General features: G+C 73.9%; 15 protein-coding genes. 9 read left to right on the top strand and 6 right to left on the bottom strand.

What is annotated here, in order from left to right; genetic code table 11:
• Window positions 1–7: 7 nt before the first annotated feature.
• On the top strand, window positions 8–1,582 hold the full coding sequence (locus tag HD597_RS53395) for a sensor histidine kinase (protein ID WP_253755563.1): 1,575 nt from the start codon (window positions 8–10) through the stop codon (window positions 1,580–1,582).
• On the opposite strand, the gene HD597_RS53390 is transcribed toward HD597_RS53395, so the two are convergent.
• Window positions 1,484–2,986 (bottom strand): efflux permease Rv1217c-related protein, encoded by a 1,503-nt coding sequence (locus HD597_RS53390; RefSeq protein WP_253755561.1) that lies wholly within the window; start codon window positions 2,984–2,986, stop codon window positions 1,484–1,486. The genes HD597_RS53395 and HD597_RS53390 overlap by 99 nt on opposite strands.
• Entirely contained in the window at window positions 2,983–3,867 is an 885-nt protein-coding gene (locus tag HD597_RS53385; RefSeq protein WP_253755559.1) for an ABC transporter ATP-binding protein, read from the bottom strand. Before HD597_RS53385 ends, HD597_RS53390 begins: the two co-directional genes overlap by 4 nt.
• A gap of 65 nt (window positions 3,868–3,932) precedes the next feature.
• On the opposite strand from HD597_RS53385, the gene HD597_RS53380 reads away from it, so the two are divergent.
• From HD597_RS53380 to HD597_RS53360, 5 genes are read left to right on the top strand one after another with little or no spacing between them, the layout of a single operon-like run.
• Entirely contained in the window at window positions 3,933–4,508 is a 576-nt protein-coding gene (locus HD597_RS53380) for a TetR/AcrR family transcriptional regulator (RefSeq protein WP_253755557.1), read from the top strand.
• Between the two features lie 50 nt (window positions 4,509–4,558).
• On the top strand, window positions 4,559–5,131 hold the full coding sequence (locus HD597_RS53375; protein ID WP_253759852.1) for an NADPH-dependent FMN reductase: 573 nt from the start codon (window positions 4,559–4,561) through the stop codon (window positions 5,129–5,131).
• Between the two features lie 11 nt (window positions 5,132–5,142).
• The gene (locus tag HD597_RS53370) at window positions 5,143–6,120 is read left to right on the top strand and encodes an ATP-binding cassette domain-containing protein (RefSeq protein WP_253755555.1); all 978 of its coding nucleotides are present in this window, start codon (window positions 5,143–5,145) and stop codon (window positions 6,118–6,120) included.
• A gap of 28 nt (window positions 6,121–6,148) precedes the next feature.
• Window positions 6,149–6,985, top strand: coding sequence for an ABC transporter permease (locus HD597_RS53365; RefSeq protein ID WP_253755553.1), 837 nt, complete (start codon window positions 6,149–6,151; stop codon window positions 6,983–6,985).
• Between the two features lie 48 nt (window positions 6,986–7,033).
• Window positions 7,034–8,608, top strand: coding sequence for an RICIN domain-containing protein (locus HD597_RS53360; RefSeq protein ID WP_253755552.1), 1,575 nt, complete (start codon window positions 7,034–7,036; stop codon window positions 8,606–8,608).
• Here the strand turns inward: HD597_RS53360 and HD597_RS53355 are convergent.
• The 4 genes from HD597_RS53355 to HD597_RS53340 all read right to left on the bottom strand — a co-directional run bounded on the left by HD597_RS53355 (window position 8,581) and on the right by HD597_RS53340 (window position 14,433).
• A complete protein-coding gene (locus HD597_RS53355; protein ID WP_253755550.1) occupies window positions 8,581–8,832 on the bottom strand; it encodes a hypothetical protein in 252 nt (83 codons plus the stop codon). The two genes, HD597_RS53360 and HD597_RS53355, sit on opposite strands and share 28 nt — an antisense overlap.
• A gap of 154 nt (window positions 8,833–8,986) precedes the next feature.
• Window positions 8,987–12,358 (bottom strand): ATP-binding protein, encoded by a 3,372-nt coding sequence (locus HD597_RS53350; RefSeq protein WP_253755548.1) that lies wholly within the window; start codon window positions 12,356–12,358, stop codon window positions 8,987–8,989.
• 100 nt (window positions 12,359–12,458) lie between these two features.
• Window positions 12,459–13,157, bottom strand: a complete 699-nt coding sequence (locus HD597_RS53345; protein ID WP_253755546.1) for a hypothetical protein — start codon at window positions 13,155–13,157, stop codon at window positions 12,459–12,461.
• A 79-nt stretch (window positions 13,158–13,236) separates the two neighbouring features.
• The gene (locus HD597_RS53340; protein WP_253755544.1) at window positions 13,237–14,433 is read right to left on the bottom strand and encodes a cytochrome P450; all 1,197 of its coding nucleotides are present in this window, start codon (window positions 14,431–14,433) and stop codon (window positions 13,237–13,239) included.
• 187 nt (window positions 14,434–14,620) lie between these two features.
• Here HD597_RS53340 and HD597_RS53335 point away from each other — a divergent pair, with 187 nt between their 5' ends.
• From HD597_RS53335 to HD597_RS53325, 3 genes are all read left to right on the top strand, one after another.
• Window positions 14,621–16,135 (top strand): FAD-dependent monooxygenase, encoded by a 1,515-nt coding sequence (locus tag HD597_RS53335; protein WP_253755542.1) that lies wholly within the window; start codon window positions 14,621–14,623, stop codon window positions 16,133–16,135.
• A gap of 50 nt (window positions 16,136–16,185) precedes the next feature.
• A complete protein-coding gene (locus HD597_RS53330; RefSeq protein ID WP_253755540.1) occupies window positions 16,186–16,842 on the top strand; it encodes a TetR/AcrR family transcriptional regulator in 657 nt (218 codons plus the stop codon).
• Between the two features lie 115 nt (window positions 16,843–16,957).
• Window positions 16,958–17,590, top strand: a complete 633-nt coding sequence (locus HD597_RS53325; protein ID WP_253755538.1) for a maleylpyruvate isomerase family mycothiol-dependent enzyme — start codon at window positions 16,958–16,960, stop codon at window positions 17,588–17,590.
• The last annotated feature ends 4 nt before the right edge of the window (window positions 17,591–17,594 follow it).

Here is a 17,594-nt window from a genome sequence, read left to right as displayed (position 1 = left end):
GATCACGATGTCGCTCGAGACCAAGCTGGTGGTCTCCTCGATCGCGCTGCTGGCCGTGGTCTCGGCCGTCATCGCCACCGCGACGACGCTGTTCTTCAACGCCTTCCTCACCGACCGGCTCGATCTCCAGGTGCACGCCGCCGCCCACCGCTCCACGCGTACGGCGGGCCCGAGCAACCCGCCGTCCGAGGCCGGTGAGGTGGCGTTCCTGCTGACGCCCGGGCAGGCGATGGAGACGTTCGGCGCGCGGGTGCGGCAGGGCGTGATCCGCCGGGCCGCCGTGCTCACGGATCCGGGAACCGTGCGGGACGTGCCCGCGCCGCCCGCCGTGACCGGCGTGACAGGCGAGCCCGTGACCGTCGGCCTCGGGCCCCTGGGCGACTACCGGATGGTCGGCGCGCTCACCCGTGACGGGGACATGCTGGTCGTCGGGCTGCCGCTCACCGGCGTGCGGACCACGCTGACCAGGCTCGTCGTGGTGGAGGCCGCGGTGACGCTGGCGGGAGTGGCGCTGATGGCGATCGCGTGCACCCTGCTCGTCCGCCGCGCCGTACGCCCGCTCGGCCGCCTCGCCGCCACCGCCGCCCGGGTGTCGGAGCTGCCGCTGGCCACCGGCGACGCCGTCCGGCTGGCCCGCGTGCCCGAGGTGGACACCGATCCGCGGACCGAGGTCGGGCAGGTCGGCGGCGCGCTGAACCGCATGCTCGGGCACGTCGAGACGGCCTTCGCGGTGCGGCACGAGAGCGAGACGCGGCTGCGGCAGTTCATCGCGGACGCCAGCCACGAGCTGCGCACCCCGCTGGCCTCCATCGTCGGCTACGCGCAGCTCACGGAGCGCAGCGGCGAGCCGCACGGCCCGCAGACGGCGCACGCCCTGGGCCGCATCCGCTCCGAGGCGGGCCGGATGACCACGCTGGTGGCCGATCTGCTGCTGCTGGCCAGGCTGGACGCGGGCCGCCCGCTCGACCGGCTGGCGGTGGACCTGTCGCCGGTCGTGGTGAACGCGATCAGCGACGCGTACGCGGCCGCGCCCTCCCACCGCTGGCTGGTCAGCCTGCCCGACCAGCCCGCCCTGGTCGTCGGGGACACCGACCGGCTGCACCAGGTCATGACGAACCTGCTGGCCAACGCCCGCACCCACACCCCGCCGGGCACCACCGTGACCACGACCGTGCTGCTGTCCCCCGGCCGGGTGAGCGTGCGGGTGGCCGACGACGGGCCCGGCATCCCCGCGCACGTGCTGCCGCGCGTGTTCGGCAGGTTCGCCCGCGGCGACGGGTCGCGCTCGCGGCTCGCCGGGGGCAGCGGGCTCGGCCTGGCCATCGTGTCGGCGGTGGTGGCGGCGCACGACGGGCGGGTCGAGGTGGCCAGCGTGCCGGGGAACACGGTGTTCACGCTGCGCCTGCCCGCCGCACGCGAACAGGTCTCCCCTGGCCAGGGCGGCGGCTCAGGCGAGCAGGTCCCGCCTGGCCAGGGCGGCGGCTCACGCGAGCAGGTCCCGCCTGGCGAAGGCGGCGCCTCCAGCGGCCACGAGCCCGGCGGCGACCAGGGCGAACCCGGCGGGGGCCACGAAGCCGGGTGAGAGCGAGGGATGGCCGTACCCGAACGGGGTGAGCAGGAAGGCCGCCGAGCCGATCGTCCGGGTCTCCCACATGGCGACGCAGACGGCCGAGCCCACCACCACGGCCCAGGCCACGGGGACGGCGGCGCGGGGGCGCAGGCCGTACGCGGCGATCGCGACGCCCGCGACGGCCCAGGCGGCCGGCGCGAACAGCAGGGCCGTGCCCGTCTGGGCGAGCACCACGGAGGGGTCGCCGGTGCCGAGCGCGTGTCCCGCGCCCGTGCCCACGCCGACGGCCAGCAGCATGACGGCGGGCGCGACCAGGCCGAGCAGGAGGTGCCCCGACAGCCAGCGGGTCCGGCCGGTGGCGGTGGCCAGCAGGGCCGAGGCCCTGCCGCGGCTCTCCTCGCCGAGCGGGCGCAGCGCCCCCGTCACGGCCAGGCAGGCGATGACCATGCAGAACACGTACGTGAAGATCTCCAGCAGGCTCTCGCCGGTGAGCGTGCCGACGTCGAACGAGGCCGACACCCAGCCCACCCCCACCGAGACCACGCCCAAGGCCGTCGTCCAGGAGACCGTCTGGCCCCCGTACAACCGCCACGCCAGCCCCATCGCGCCGCGCGGCGCGGGCCGCACGGGCGGCGGGCGTTCGGGCAGCAGGCCCGCGCCCAGGTCACGGCGGGCGGAGACGGCGTACGCGGCCGAGGTGAGCACGACCGCGACCGCGAGAGGCATCAGGAGCACCCACCACTGCTCGTCCCCGTACGCGCGCGCGACCCGCGACCACCCCGCCGGCAGGCAGGCCACCACCTCCTCCGGCAGCGCCACGCCCGGCGCCAGCCCCGCCACCAGGACGCCCACACCGCCGGCCCGGGCGAGCGGCGCGCTCCGGCAGAGCTGCGCGGCCAGCAACCCGCAGGCGGCGAACACGGTCGCGCCCGCCCCGCCCACCAGCCCGAACAGCACGGACCCGCCGATCGGGTAGCCGAAGCCGAGGCCCAGCACGGCGGCCTGGAGCACGGTGACGGACAGGTTCACGGCGGCGATCACGACCACGACGGCGGTGGTGGCGGCGTGCCTGCCGACCGCGCCCGCCGCGACGAGCTCCCTGCGCCCGGCGTCCTCCTCGGCGCGGGTGTGCCTGATCGCGAACAGCAGCCCGGCGAGCCCGCCGATGAGCAGGCTCTGCACGCTCGACCGCCAGGCGACCACGGCCTCGATGGAGGTGCCGTGGACGTCGCCGAGCAGCGCGATCGTGATCGGGTTGGCGTCGGCGGCCTCGACGAAGGCCAGCCTCGCCGCCTGTGTGGGCAGCAGGGCGGCGAGCGAGTAGGCGTTGAACGCCGGCACCCCGACGGCCACCGCGATCCACGCCGCGATCAGCAGCCGGTCACGGCGCAGGACGAGACGGGCGATCAGGCTCATGAGGTGACGCTCTCGCGGTAGTGCCGCAGGAACAGCTCCTCCAGCGTGGCCGGCCGCGCCGTGAGGTCCAGCAGCCCGTACGCGGTCAGCCGGGTGAGCGCCTCCCCTGCCCGCCCGCTGTCGACGCGGAAGCTCACCTCGGTGCCGTGCACCTCCAGCCCGTGCACGCCGTCCAGGTGCTCCAGCGGCCGTTCCAGCCGGGCGGTGATCGAGGTCCAGGTGAGGTGCCGCAGCTCGGCCAGGGTGCCCGACTCGACGACGCGGCCCTGCCGGACGATGCTCACCCGGTCGCACAGGGCCTCCACCTCGGCCAGCACGTGGCTGGACAACAGGAACGCGGTCCCCTCGGCGCGCCGCTCGGCCAGGCAGCGGCGGAACTCGTCCTCCATGAGCGGGTCGAGGCCGGAGGTGGGCTCGTCCAGCAGGAGCAGCTCGGCCCGCGCCGCGAGCGCGGCGATCAGCGCGACCTTCTGCCGGTTGCCCTTGGAGTAGGTGCGGGCCTTCTTGCCCGGGTCAAGGGCGAACCGCTCGATCAGCTCGTCGCGGCGGCGCGCGTCCATGTGCCCGTGCAGCCGCCCGAGCAGGTCGATGGTCTCGCCGCCGGTCAGCTCGTCCCACAGCGTGACGTCGCCGGGGACGTAGGCCAGGCGGCGGTGCAGGCGGACGGCGTCGTACCAGGGATGGCCGCCCAGCAGCCGCACCTCGCCGGAGTCGGCGCGCAGCAGGCCCAGCAGGACGCGCAGCGTGGTCGTCTTCCCCGCGCCGTTGGGGCCGAGGAAGCCGTGGATCTCGCCGGCTCCCACCCGCAGGTCGAGCCCGTCCAGTGCCCGGGTCCGGCCGTACGACTTCACGAGGCCGGACACCGAGATGACAGCATCCATGGCTCGCAGGCTACGGAAAACTTGCAGTCCTGTAAATATGCAGTCGATGCAATATCATCGTCCTCATGTCGTTGCGCGAGCGGAAGAAGCAGCAGACCCGGCAGGCGCTCCTGGACGCCGCCGGGCGGCTGTTCGACGAGCAGGGGTACGAGACGACCACCGTCGACCAGATCGCGGCGGCGGCCGGGGTCTCCACGCGCACGTTCTTCACCTACTTCCGGCACAAGGCGGACGTGCTCCACACCAACAGCGACGACTGCCTGGACGCGGGCGTCGCGGCGATCCACGCCAGGCGGCCGGACGAGAGCCCCGCCGACCTGCTGGCCAGGGCCTTCGACGAGATGCTGGCGGAGAGCTGGACGATGGGGCTCACGGCGGGGCTGGTCGGGGAGGCGTTCGAGCTGCCCGTCCTCTCGCCCCGGGCCTCGATCGACCGCTCGAACACCCGGATGGACCGGCTGGCCACCGCGCTGGTCAGCGCCTGCGGGATCCCGCGGATGACCGCGTACGCGATGGTCGGCGCGGCGATCGGCGCCGTCAGCGGGACGGCGTCCGTCTCGATGAACGAGGGCAGGCCTGACGAGGAGACGATCGCGCTCACCTCCCGCGCCTGCCGCCAGGCCCTGTCGGGCTTTCGCTAGATCCGATCTAGCGGCCGTCTCGCGCCTCCTTGGTGAAGGGGGTGGACACCATGGCGGACCAGCCGTTGCACGTCACGGTGATCATCGGCAGCACCCGGGCGGGCCGCGTCTGCGACACGGTCGGCGCCTGGTTCGCCGAGCGGGCGCGCCTGCGTGACGACCTCGCCGTCGAGGTGCTCGACCTGGCCGCGTACGCCTTCCCTGCCTGCTACCCGGAGGAGGCCACGCCGTCCATGCGGCGCTTCGCCGACACCGTCGCCGGCGCGGACGCCTTCGTCGTGGTGACCCCCGAGTACCACCGCAGCTTCCCCGCCTCGCTCAAGCAGGCGATCGACTTCGCCTATGACGAGTGGCAGGCCAAGCCGGTCGGCATCGTCGCCTACGGCTCGGGCTCCTGCGGCCACTACGCCGTCGAGCAGCTCCGCACGGTCTTCACCGCCCTGCACGCCGTCACCATGCGCGACTGGGTGGGGATCGACCTGCTCGCCGCGGGCATCGACGAGAGCTGCCGCCCCCTCGACACCGACGACCGCCTGCGCGCCGTCGCGGCCATGCTCGACCAGCTCACCTGGTGGGGCCGCGCGCTGCGTGCGGGACGTCGCGACCAGCCCTACGTCTCCTGAAGGGATCACTCATGCCAGAACCGGCCATCCAGACCTCAGGCCTGGTCAAGGTCTTCGGCGACACGCGCGCCGTGGACGGCCTCGACCTGTCCGTGCCGGCCGGCGCCGTGTACGGGGTGCTCGGGCCCAACGGCGCCGGCAAGACCACCGCCGTACGCATGCTGGCCACGCTGCTGCGGCCGGACGGCGGCGAGGCGACGGTGTTCGGGCACGACGTGGTGCGCGAGGCCGACGCCGTCCGCTCCCGGGTCAGCCTGACCGGCCAGTACGCCTCCGTGGACGAGGAGATGACCGGCTCGGAGAACCTCGTCCTGCTGGCCCGCCTCCTCGGCCATCGCAAGCCGGCCGCCCGGGAGCGGGCAGCCGAGCTGCTGGAGGCCTTCGGGCTGACGGAGGCGGCGGGGAGGCAGGTCAAGACGTACTCCGGGGGCATGCGGCGGCGCATCGACATCGCGGCCAGCATCCTCAACACCCCCGACCTGCTCTTCCTCGACGAGCCCACCACCGGCCTCGACCCGCGCAGCCGCAACCAGGTCTGGGACATCGTCCGCATCGTCGTCGCCCACGGCACCACCGTGCTGCTGACCACGCAGTACCTGGAGGAGGCCGACCGGCTGGCGCAGCGCATCGCGGTCGTCGACCACGGCAGGGTCATCGCCGAGGGCACCCCCGGCGAGCTGAAGTCGTCGGTCGGCTCCGGCTCCATCCACGTCCGGCTGCGCGAGGCCGCCGAGCGGCCCGAGGCCGAGCGGCTGCTCGCCGAAGCCCTCAACACGCCCGTCTACCTGGAGGCGGACCCGGTGGCGCTCACCGCCCGCATCACCGGGCCCGGCGACGAGGCCGCCCAGGCCGCCCGCGCGCTGGGCCGCCTGGCTTCGGCCGGCATCGTCGTCGACGACTTCTCCCTCGGCCAGCCCAGCCTGGACGAGGTCTTCCTCGCCCTCACCGACCACCCCGCCACCACCGCCGAGACCGAGGCAGCGGCATGAGCGCCACCACCGACGCCGAGGAGGCAGCGTGACCACCACCACCGACACCGCCTACGCCCCCGCCACCGAGGCCCTGGCCACGGTCCTGGCGCCCACGGCCCGGCCGCCCCGGCCCAGCGCCTGGTCGGCGTCGATGACGTTCGGCTGGCGATCCATGCTGAAGATCAAGCACGTGCCCGAGCAGCTCTTCGACGTGACGGCGTTCCCGATCATGATGACGCTGATGTTCACGTACCTGTTCGGCGGCGCGCTGGCCGGCTCCCCCACCGAGTACCTGCAGTTCCTGCTGCCCGGCATCATGGTGACGAGCGTCGTGATGATCACCATGTACACCGGCGTGGAGGTCAACAAGGACATCGAGAAGGGCGTCTTCGACCGGTTCCGCACCCTGCCCATCTGGCGGCCGTCCACCATGGTCGGCTACCTGCTCGGCGACATCCTGCGCTACTTCATGGCCTCGACCGTCATCCTGCTGATCGGCCTGCTGCTGGGCTTCCGCCCCTCGGGCGGGGTCGCCGGAGTGCTGGGCGGGATCGCGCTGCTGCTGGTGTTCTCGTTCGCGTTCTCGTGGTTGTGGACGATGATCGGGCTGCTGATGCGGAACGAGAAGTCGGTGATGGGTGTCAGCATGCTGGTGATGATGCCGCTGACCTTCCTCAGCAACGTCTACGTGGACCCCTCCACCATGCCCGGCTGGCTCCAGGTCTTCGTCAACGCCAGCCCGATCTCCCACCTGGTCACCTCGGTGCGCTCGCTGATGGGCGGGACGCCGGACATGGGGGAGATCACCTGGGTGCTGGTGTCGTCGGCGGTGCTCGTGGTGGTCTTCGGGACGCTGACGATGCGGCTCTACAACCGGAAGTGACACTTTCCGTTACCATTCACTGACCAGGAGTGGCGGGCGGAGGGATGGATGCGCGGTCACGTACGCCGGCTCGCCGTGGAGATCGGCGCGATCGGCGGGCTCAGCGCCCTCTTCTCCGTGGCGGCCGGCGTCTTCGTCAACTTCTCCACCGACAGCGGGCCCGAGCTCAACCCGGCCCACCTCCCGCCCGCCGTGCTCTTCTCCTGCCTGGCCTCCGCGGTGCCCCTGGTCCGGGCGCGGTGGGCGGCCCGCTCGGAGACCACGACCGACCCGTACACGGCCAAGGACCTGGCCGGTTACAAGCGGCTGCTCAAGAAGCTGCGCCAGGAGAAGGGCACGCCGCAGTTCGCCGAGCTGGGCAGGCGCGCCGCCGAGCTCGGGCTCGACGTCGGGCGGGCCGACCTGGAGAAGGTCACCAAGCAGGCGCTGCGGTGGCTCGACGACGCCGGGCACGCCGAGCCGATCATCCGCGCCTTCCTCGCCGTGCACCAGGTGCCGGCCCCCACCGCCGGCACCTGGCTGGACGCCTACCGCGAGCTGGTCGCTCCCCCGCCACGGCGCAGGCGGCGCGTCAGGCCGGCCGTCCTGGTGGCGGTGCCGGTCGGGTGCGCGACCGTGGCGTCGCTGGGTTACGTGGCCTACGCCGAGAGCCGCGTCCGGGACTCGTTGTACCGCCCGAACATGGCCGTCCTCTCCCGCTACTCGCCCGGCAGATATCTGGCCGTGACCAGCTCGGAGTCCGCTCCCCCGCGTGCCAGGACCGGGCCCTCGGTCATCGGCACGAGCCCCGCGGCGCTCTACCGGTGGGACCTGTCGCCGGCCAAGCACGACGGCTCCTACCACTACGAGATCCGCAACCGCAAAACGCTGCGCTGCCTGACCCCCGAGGCGCGCGACCTCACCGAGGGCGGCCACATCACCGACGCCGCCTGCGACGGCTCCGCGGAGCAGCTCTGGCGGCTGACCGGCGACGGCGGCATCTCGCACGGCGGGATGTGCGTCGAGCCCGACCTGGGCTCCACCGACGCGGGCGCCCCGCTGGTCCTGCGGACCTGCGTCGCCGGTAAGCTCGCGCAGCGCTGGCTGGTCACCGACCGCATGCCGTCGGGTCTCGGCAGCTCGGTGGCCAGCTCGCAGAACGGCGTCTGCCTGGACGCCGCGGCCGGCATGTCGGACCTGGTCACCTGGGGGTGCCACGGCCGCGACAACCAGGCCTTCACCTACCGGCGTGACGCCCGGGGCGACTACGAGATGCAGATCTCGGGCACGTGCCTGGGCGTGTCCGGCTCGCGGGAGCGGCGGCGGCCCGTACGCCAGGCCTGCTCGGGCGGCCCCGGCCAGCTCTGGCGCTTCACCTTCCGTTCGCCGCACAACGACTGGCTCCACTGGGAGGTCAGGCACGTCGCCAGCGACCTGTGCCTGCACCTGGAGCCCGACTTCGCGACGCTCTCCATGCGCGCCTGCGACCGGTCGAACGTCCAGCAGTGGCGCACCCCCGGCTGGCTGCGGCCCCCGGACACTCCCGCCCACCCCCCGGCTCCTGACAGCGCCGGCGCGGGTGCCGCCCACCGCGGCACCCGCGCCGGCGAAGGGCGTCAGTTCACGTACGCCCACAGGTCGTAGGTGTAGTACCCCGGGTAGGTCTGCGGGTAGTGGGTGCTGCACCACCAGGTCTGCCAGCGCCCGGTCTGCACCCCGGACTGGCCGAAGGAGACGCAGACGTCATAGGGCAGGTGGCTGTAGACCATCTGGAGCGTGGGCGCGGCGTGCGCCGGGGTGCTCGTGGCCAGGGCGGGTGCCAGGGCGGTGACCGCGAGCAGGGCTAGGGCGGTGATTCTGCGACGCACCAGTTCTCCCCTCATGAAGGGCCGGACGGCGTGGGATGCGATCACCGTGCATTGCACGACGGGGGTCAACACCGCATCAAGATCGACCTTGTCGGGGCCCCGGCGACCAGCGGGGATGCGCGAGGCACGGTGAAACGTTCATTCCGGGGCCCCTTCAGCGGCGCCAGGTGATCTTCTCCTGGGGCTGGTAACGGCAGGTGGCGCCGGTCGAGACGGACGCGCGCAGGTGGGCGGCCAGCTCGGGATGGGCGTGGTCGAGCTTGCGGAGCGTGTCGCGGATGCGGGCCGTGACGGTCTTGCGGGCGCGCTCCGCCTCGTCGCCCAGCCGCCGGGTGCGCCCGCCCAGGCCCGCGGCGGCGCGCAGCTCGGCCAGCAGCGCGGCCCGCTCCCCGTCGAGCTCAGCCGCCCGGTCGTCGTCGCCCAGCTCGGCGGCGCGGTCGATCTCCTCGTCGAGCTGCGCCAGGCGGCGGCGGTAGCGGGCCCTGGCCTCGTCGTCGAGCACCTCGTCGCCGCCCATGCTCCGGGCCGCGATCACGGCCTCGCCGCCCTCGGGGTCGAGCAGCACCACGGCCGGCACGTCGTCGCCCGGGCGGCCCAGCAGGGTGTGCAGGTCGCGTAGACCTTTGGCATCGGGCATGTGCACGAGGCGGCCGGCGAAGGCCAGCGACCAGACCGCGCCGTCCCGCCGGAACTCGCCGGACGCGGGTGCGGCGCCGCCCGGCGTCCACGCGTTGCCCAGCAACCCCAGGGCGCCTTCCTGCGGCTTCCCGCCGGGCCCGAATCGCACGCCGGGCTCGGATCCCACGCCAGGCTCGAATGCCACGCCGGCCTCGGGTCGCGCGGCGGGCTCGGATCCCACGCCAGGCTCGGGTCGCGGGGTGGGCCCGGACGGCGGGGCGGGCCCGGACGGCGGCCCGGGCCGCACGTACTCCAGCACCTGCCGCATGCCCAGCTCCTCCGCCTCCCGGCGCACCTCCTCGAACAGGGCCCGCGCCGCCCGCGCGTCACCGGGCGCGGCGCGGGCGAGCAGCGTCTCGGCCAGGTGAGCGCGGGCGAGCACGGACCACGGCCGCGCCCGCATCGCGTCGGCCGCGCGGTAGGCGGCGGTGAGCTCCTCGACGGCCTCCGCCCAGCGTTCGAGCGCGGCGTCCACGCGGCCGAGCCACAGGTCGTAAGGCCCGCTGACCTCCCAGCCGAACAGCGACACCACCCACTGCCCCCGGTGCGGCGCCAGCCGGGCCCGCACCCGGGCGCACAGCTCAGGGTCCTGCGTGAGGGCGGCCAGCTCGGCCTGGAAGCGCAGCCAGATCGGCTGGATCATGCGGTCGCCGGGCTCCTCGTCGTCGAGCCGGCGCAGCGCGGTGTCCAGGTCGCCCGACTGCAGCGCGGTCAGGGCCTCCAGCAGCGGCACACAGGGGTGGGCGGAGCCCCTGAGCTCGCGCAGCAGCCGCTCCTGCCCGTCGGCCCTGCCCTGCAACGCCATCAACGCCCACTGGTGGTGCTTGAGCATGAAGACGAAGTGATCCTGCCTGGCCTCGGGATGGACGGACTCCAGCAGCGACTCGGCCTCGGCGAAGCGGCCTTGGAGGCCGGCGATGATGCTCGCGTCGACGTTGACGGACATCTCGAGGTGCGGGCGCTCGCTGCGCCGGCCCCTGGCGGCGTAGGCGTGGAACTCGCCGAGGTAGCGGGGATCTCCCCGCTCGATCATGGCCACCCACCGCAGGGCGCTGGCGAAGTGTTCGAGGTCGGGGTCGGCGGTGCGGCGGGCCACGTCGATCAGCTCGCCCGTCAGCGCCACCCGCTCCGCCGCCGTGCCCGGCCCCCAGATGATGTCGTGGTGCGCCCACAGGCTGAAGGCGAGCGCGTCGTCGTCGCCGCCCTGCCTGGCCCGCCTGGCCAGGTGCAGCACCAGGGCGGTCGCGAGCCCGTCGGCCGGCACCGGGGGGCCGCCGACGAGCCTGCGGTGGGCGTCCCTGAGCAGGTCGAGCGAGGCGTCGCGGCCGTAGTGGCTGTGGTGGACCAGCGCGACGCGGGCGGGCAGCTCGGGGTCGTCGGTGTCGCGGGCGATGGCCGCGGCCTCCTCGAACAGCCGCCTGGCCTCCTCGCGCGCGCCGTCGTGGTGCAGCTCCCTGCCCAGGTCGAGCGCGATCACGCCGCGCCGGTGCGGGCTCGCGGCGGCGCTCAGCTCGTACGCCCTGCGCAGGTGCGCCAGCTGCTCCTCCGCCGCGAAGCGCCCCCTGGCCTCGCGGGCGGCGTCGAGCAGCAGGCCGATGGCGTGCTCGGGGCCGAGCCTGTCTCCGGCGAGGTAGGCGTGCCTGGCCAGGTCGCTGGGCGGCAGCCGGCCGGCCAGGGCGGGCGAGCTCTCCACGGCGGAGACCACGGCGGCGTGGCGGTCGCGCGGGTCGTCGAGCGAGTCGTACAGCGTCTCGCGCACCAGGTCGTGGGCGAACGCGAACACGCCGCCGCCCCTGGTCACCACGAGCTTGGCCACCACCGCCAGCTCCAGCAGCCGATCGACGTGCGCGACCGGCTGCGCGATGGCGGCGGCCAGCACCTGGCGGTGGAACTCCCGGCCCAGCACCGCCGCGGCGGGCAGCAGCTCGGCCACCTGGCGCGGCAGCAGGGACAGCCGCCTCAGCAGCGCGTCGCGCACGCCGGGCGCGACGGCGCCGGCCGAGCCGCCGCTGCGCCACAGCCGGGAGGTCTGCTCGACGAAGAACGGGTTTCCGCCCGTGCGCAGGTGGACCTCCGCCACCAGCTCGGGCGGCGGCTCCTGGCCGGCGGTGCGGGCCATGAGCGCGGCGACGCCCGCCTGGTCGAGGCCGGTGAGCGTGATCGTGGTGGCCTTGGCCACGAGCGGCGACAGCAGGTCGCGCAGCGGGTGCTCGACCGGCTCCACCTCGGCGTCGCGGTAGGTGCCGATCAGCAGCAGCCGCTCGAACCACGTCTGGCGCGCCGCGAACTCCAGCAGCCGCAGGGAGGCGGGGTCGGCGGCGTGCAGGTCGTCGATGACGACCAGGACCGGGCGCCGCTGGGAGATCGCGACCAGGGCGGAGGTGACCGCGTCGTAGAGCTGGAAGGCGTCGGAGGGCCGCTCGCCTACCGCGTCGAAACGCTGGAACGCGTCGGAAGGCCGTTCGCCCGCCGCGTCGGAGCGCTGGAGGCCGTCAGCGGTCGCCCGCGCCTCGCCCAGCAGGGTCGTCAGGCTGCCGCCCGCGGACTCCTCGGCCGCCGCCCACTCCTCCGGCGTGGCGGCGCGCCGCAACGCCCTGATGACCTGCACCCACGGCCAGTAGCCCGGGGCTCCGCCGGAATCCCAGCAGGCGCCGCCCACCACCAGCGCGCCACACCGCCTGGCCTCACCGGCCGCGTCGGCGACGAGCGTGGTCTTGCCGATGCCCGCCTCGCCGGTGACCAGCACCAGGCCGCCGTGGCTGCCGACGAGCCTGGCGATCTCGGCGCGCAGCAGCGCGGCCGGGTGCTCCCTGCCGATCAGCTCGTGCGCCGCGACGTCGATAGGCATGACGCTTGCACGTTATCCGGCCTGACCGACATTTTCCCAGAGCGACCAGCCCCGCCCAGAGCGCCCAGGCCCCGCCCGGAGCGACGGGCCGCCGCAAGCGTCAGCGCTGGTCGAGGCGCAGCTTCCACCTCGTGAGCTGTCCGGCGGCCCGCTGCCGGTCCACCCTGGCCGCCACCCGGGACTGGGCGGCGTGCCTCCGGTCGCCCGCGCTGGCCGTCCTGTCGCGGGCGCTGGCCTCCCGGTCATGCCCGCTGGCCAGTCGATCGGCGGCGTCGACGCGCTCGTCCCGCACGTGCTCCTGCTCCGTCCTCAGCCGGTCGGACCGCAGCGCCGCCAGCTCCACGCGGAGGGCGGCGCGGTCCATGCGGCTCCGCTCCCGGTCGGCGGCCGCCAGCGTCCTGGCCTCGGCCAGCAGCCGCAGTTCCTCGCGCACGGCGGGCGACGGGTCGCGCAGCGCGGCCTGGCGGCGGGCGGCCGCCTCGTCGCGCTCCTCGGCGGCCCTGTCCCTGGCTTCCGCCGCCCACAGCAGGTCGTGCAGGCGGCGATCGCGGGCGTCCTCGGTCTCCCGCACCTGCTCCAGGTACCGCCGGCGCAGCTGCGCCGCCCTGTCGCGGGCGTCGGCCAGGTCGTCGCGGCTCCGCGCGACCCGGTCACGCTCCTCCGCGGCGCGATCCCGGGCCCTGCCCGCGAGCTCTCTGCCCTCCGCGGCGGCCTCGCGCGCGATGGCCGCCACCGCTTCCTGTTGGTCGTGCTCCCACGTATCAGGCTGCTCGTCGCTCTGAACGTCCTCGCTCGCCATAGCCGTCTCCACTGCTGGCCGTAACGGCTTCCAGTGTGCCCCCGGCCGGCGGGCCACGGCCAACACTTCGCGGATCGCCCTACCAGGTCACCTCCAGGGAGCTGAGCCCGTACACCACGGAGGACGCGCGGAACTGCGGCTGCGCGTCCGCCACGCGCAGGCCGGGGAAGCGCTTGAGCAGGGCGGGGAAGGCGATGCGCAGCTCCATGCGGGCCAGCGGGGCGCCCAGGCAGTGGTGCACGCCGTGGCCGAAGGCGAGGTGGCCGGGCGCGCCGCGGCCGAGATCGAAGCGGTCCGCGTCCGCCAGGAACGACGGGTCGCGGTTCGCGGCGGGCAGGGTGACGAGCACCTGCTCGCCCTCCTGGATGCGCTGGCCGCCGATCTCGGTGTCGCGGGTCGCGACCTTGGTGGTGCCCGAGTTGACGATGCTGAGCCAGCGCAGCAGCTCCTCCACCGTGGCGTCGATCCGCTCCGGCTCCTTCCTGAGCAGGTCGAGCTGCTCGGGGTGGCGCAGCAGGGCGAGCGTGCCGAGGGAGAGCATGTTGGAGGTGGTCTCGTGCCCGGCGAACAGCAGCAACCCGCCGATCCCGACCAGCTCGTCGGTGGACAGGTCGTCGCCGTGCTCGCGCACGAGCATGCCGAGCAGCTCCTCGCCGGGGTCGGCCTGGATGCGGGCGATCAGGCCCTCCATGTACGCGCGCTGCTCGAACTGGAGCATCATGCGCTGCTCGCCCGGCAGGCTCATGTCGAGCATCCTGGCGGTGCGCTGCTGGAAGCCCTCGCGGTCCTCGTACGGCACCCCGAGCAGCTCGCAGATCACCAGCGACGGGATCGGCAGCGCGAACGACGGCACCAGGTCGGCGGGCGCGCCCGTGGCTTCGAGCGCGTCCAGGTGCTCCTCGACGATGCGCCGGATCCTGGGCTCCAGCCTGTCGATCCGGCGGATGGTGAACTCCGGCGTGAGCATCCGGCGCAGCCGCGTGTGCTCGGGCGGGTCCACGCCCAGCAGGTTGCCCGCGCGTACCTTGGCGAGCTGCTCCTCCGTCATGGGCGGCGCTCCTGGCAGCCGCGCGATGTTCGTGGGGGCGATCTTGAAGCGCTCGGCGTCGCCCAGCACCTCCCGCACGTCGGCGTAGCGCGTCACGAGCCAGGCTTCGGTGCCGAACGCCGTCGTGACCCGCTTGACCCGATCCTCGTCCCGCGCGGCCGCCAGCTCCGGTGCCGGATGGAACTCCACCCGCCGCATGTGCAACGGCATCGTCGAGGTCTCGCTCATATGCAACCCCTGGGTGATCGTCAATTTTTGGTAGCACCGTACTGAGCCGGGCGGCCGTCCACTAGTTGCGATCATCAATTGTTGCGAGCTCGTACCATGACCACGACCACGGCGGCCACGGGGCTCCTTGACGCTGGCTGAACGGGGCCAGGACTATACCTGCGTTCATATGACGAAGAGGACTTCCATGGATCTGGTAAGGCAAGTTCCCGACTCCGTTCCCGTGCTGATCGCCGGAGGCGGGCCCGTCGGCCTGGCGACCGCCGTGGAGCTGGCCCACCACGGCGTGCGCTGCCTGGTGGTCGAGCCGCGGGAGACGGTGTCGTGGCTGCGCCCGCGTGCGAAGACCACCTCGGCCCGCTCGATGGAGCTGCTGCGCAGGTGGGGGCTGGCGCAGACGTTACGCTCACGGGCGCCGCTGGCGGTGTCGTGGTCGAACGAGGCGGTGTTCGTCACCGGGCTGCTCGGGCGCGAGATCACCCGCATCAGCGGCTGCTTCGGCCTCGACCTGGTCGGCTCCGACCTCGCCGCCGAGCCGGGCCAGCAGGTGCCGCAGCCGCTGGTGGAGGAGGTGCTGCGGGAGGCCGTCGGCGACGCGCTGCTCACCGGCTGGCAGGTGGCCGGCCTGCGGGAGGACGCCGACGGGGTCACCGTGCGCATCACGTCAGGCGACCAGGAGCGCGAGGTCCGCGCCCAGTACGTCGTCGGCTGCGACGGCCCGCGCAGCGTGACCAGGGCCGCCATCGGCTCGAAGTACGAGGGCCGTCAGGACGCCCGCCCCAACTTCAACATCGTCTTCCGCGCCCCGGGGCTGGCCGAGCGCATGCCGCACGGGCCCGCCGTGCACTACTGGGTGCTGAACCCGGCCCAGCCCGGCATGCTCGGCCGTCTCGACCTGAAGGACACCTGGTGGTGCATCGCCCAGGGGGTGCGGGCGGAGGACGCCGACCCCGTACAGCTGGTGCGCAACCTCGCGGGCGCCGACATCGAGGTGGAGGTCCTGGCCACCGACCCGTGGACGGCGCGGATGTTGCTGGCGGACCGGTACGCCGGCGACCGGGTCTTCCTGGCGGGCGACGCGGCGCACCAGAACCCGCCCTACGGGGGCCACGGCTTCAACACCGGCATCGGCGACGCGGTCAACATCGGCTGGAAGCTGGCCGCCGTGCTGCTGGGGTGGGCGCCGCCGAGCCTGCTGGCCACGTACGAGAGCGAGCGCCGCCCCATCGCCGCCGACACCATCGAGGCCGCCGCCTCGAACATGGCCACCCTCGCCCCCGAGCTGGCGGATCCGGCGCTGATGGGCGACGAGGCCGAGTTCGAGAAGGTGCGGCCCGCGGTGGCGGAGGCGGTGCTGCGGACCAAGGACAGCGAGTTCCACAGCCTGGACCTGGTGCTCGGCTACACCTACGCAGGGTCCTCCATCGTCGCCTCCGGGGCCGGGGAGCGGCTGCCGCACCGCTGGCTGGCTCCCGGGGAGTCCCTGTACGACCGGCTGGGGCCCGCCTTCAGCCTCGTCGGTGACCAGCGCTCCCCCGCGTCCGCCGTGCTGGTCGCGGAGGCGGCGGAGCTGGGGGTGCCGTTGCGGGTCGTCGATCTGCCCGGTGAGCCGCTGTCGCTCGTCCGGCCCGACCAGCATGTCGCCTGGCGCGGCGGCGACCCCGCGGGCGCGCTGCGGACGGCGCTCGCCCACGACCGTTAGTCATTCGAGTACCTGAATCAGTCAACCGCCTAGATGGCACAATGCCGGTCATGACGTCTGAGGACAAGGCCTCGAGGAGCCGCCGCCGGGCGCCCGCCCCCCACGAGCGGCAACGCGATCCCGAACGCACGAAGGCGCGCATCCTCGAGGCCGCGATCGAGGAGTTCTCCGCCAAGGGCGTCGCCGGGGCCAGGGTCGCCGAGATCGCCGCGCGCGCCGGCGTGAACCAGCAGCTCATCGCGTACTACTTCGACGGCAAGGAAGGGCTGTACCGCGCGGTCGGGCGGCGGTGGCGGGCGTACGAGGCGGAGAACGTCCCCGCCGACGCGAGCCTGCCCGAGCTGGTCAGGCACTACGTGCGGATCGGCGCCGGCCCCCGGCTCGGCGGCCGGCTGCTCGCCTGGGAGGGCCTCCAGGACACCGGCGAGGACGGCGAGGAGGGCCAGGAGCGCAACGAGCGGCTCCGCCAGGAGGTGGAGCAGCTCCGGGAGCGGCAGCGCGCCGGCGAGCTCGACGACCGTATCGACCCGGCCGCGCTGCTGCTGATCGCCATGAGCGCCGGCAACGCGCTCGCGGTGTACCCGCAACTCGCCCGCGGGCTCCTCGGATCCGGCGGGAGCTCGGCCGAGACCGTCGAGCGGTACGCGGAGCAACTCGCCTTCCTGATCGGGCTGCTCGAACGGCGGCCGACCCCGCCACCGCCTTGAGCCGGGCCGCGCCTGCCCTCGACCGCCTGCCCGATGAGTTTGCGACGCGACGGAAGTCTTCCCTGCTGAGGGCCATACCCTTCTCGTTCCACGACCTCAGGGGAGACATCCCGTCATGACAGACGCAGTCCGGGCACTGATCCACGCCGAGCGCGCCGCCCTGGCCACCGACCTGGCCGGCCTGGCGGAGGAGCGGTGGGCGGCGCCGTCGTTGTGCGCCGGGCTCTCGGTCCGCGAGGTGCTCGCCCACCTGACCGCCGGCGCCAGCCTCAGCCCGCTGCGGTGGCTGGCGGGCGTGATCCGCTGCCGGTTCGACTTCGACAAGCAGGTGGCCATGCGGCTGGCCGAGCACCTGGGCGCCGACGGGGCCGAGACCCTGCGGCGGTTCGAGCGCGTCGTCACCAGTACGACCTCGCCGCCCCTGCCCGCGGTGGCGATGCTCGGGGAGACGATCGTGCACGGGGAGGACATCCGCCGCCCCCTGGGCATCCGCCGCGACTACCCGATCGGGACCGTCACGCGGGTGGCCGAGTACTACCGGAGGTCGGACCTGGTCGTGCAGGCCAAGGGGCGGATCGGCGGGCTGCGGCTCGTCGCCTCCGACGGGCCGTTCGAGACCGGCTCGGGAGCGGTCGTCTCCGGGCGCACCGTCGCCCTGGTCATGGCGATGACCGGACGCGTGGCGCACTGCGACGAGCTGGAAGGGGACGGAGTCCCGATCCTGCGCGCGCGTTGCGGGCCGGCCTGATGAG

Origin of the sequence: Nonomuraea thailandensis, from assembly GCF_024172165.1 — a bacterium.
Classification (GTDB): Bacteria; Actinomycetota; Actinomycetes; order Streptosporangiales; family Streptosporangiaceae; genus Nonomuraea; species Nonomuraea thailandensis.
This window is presented reverse-complemented; position numbering and strand designations above follow the sequence as displayed.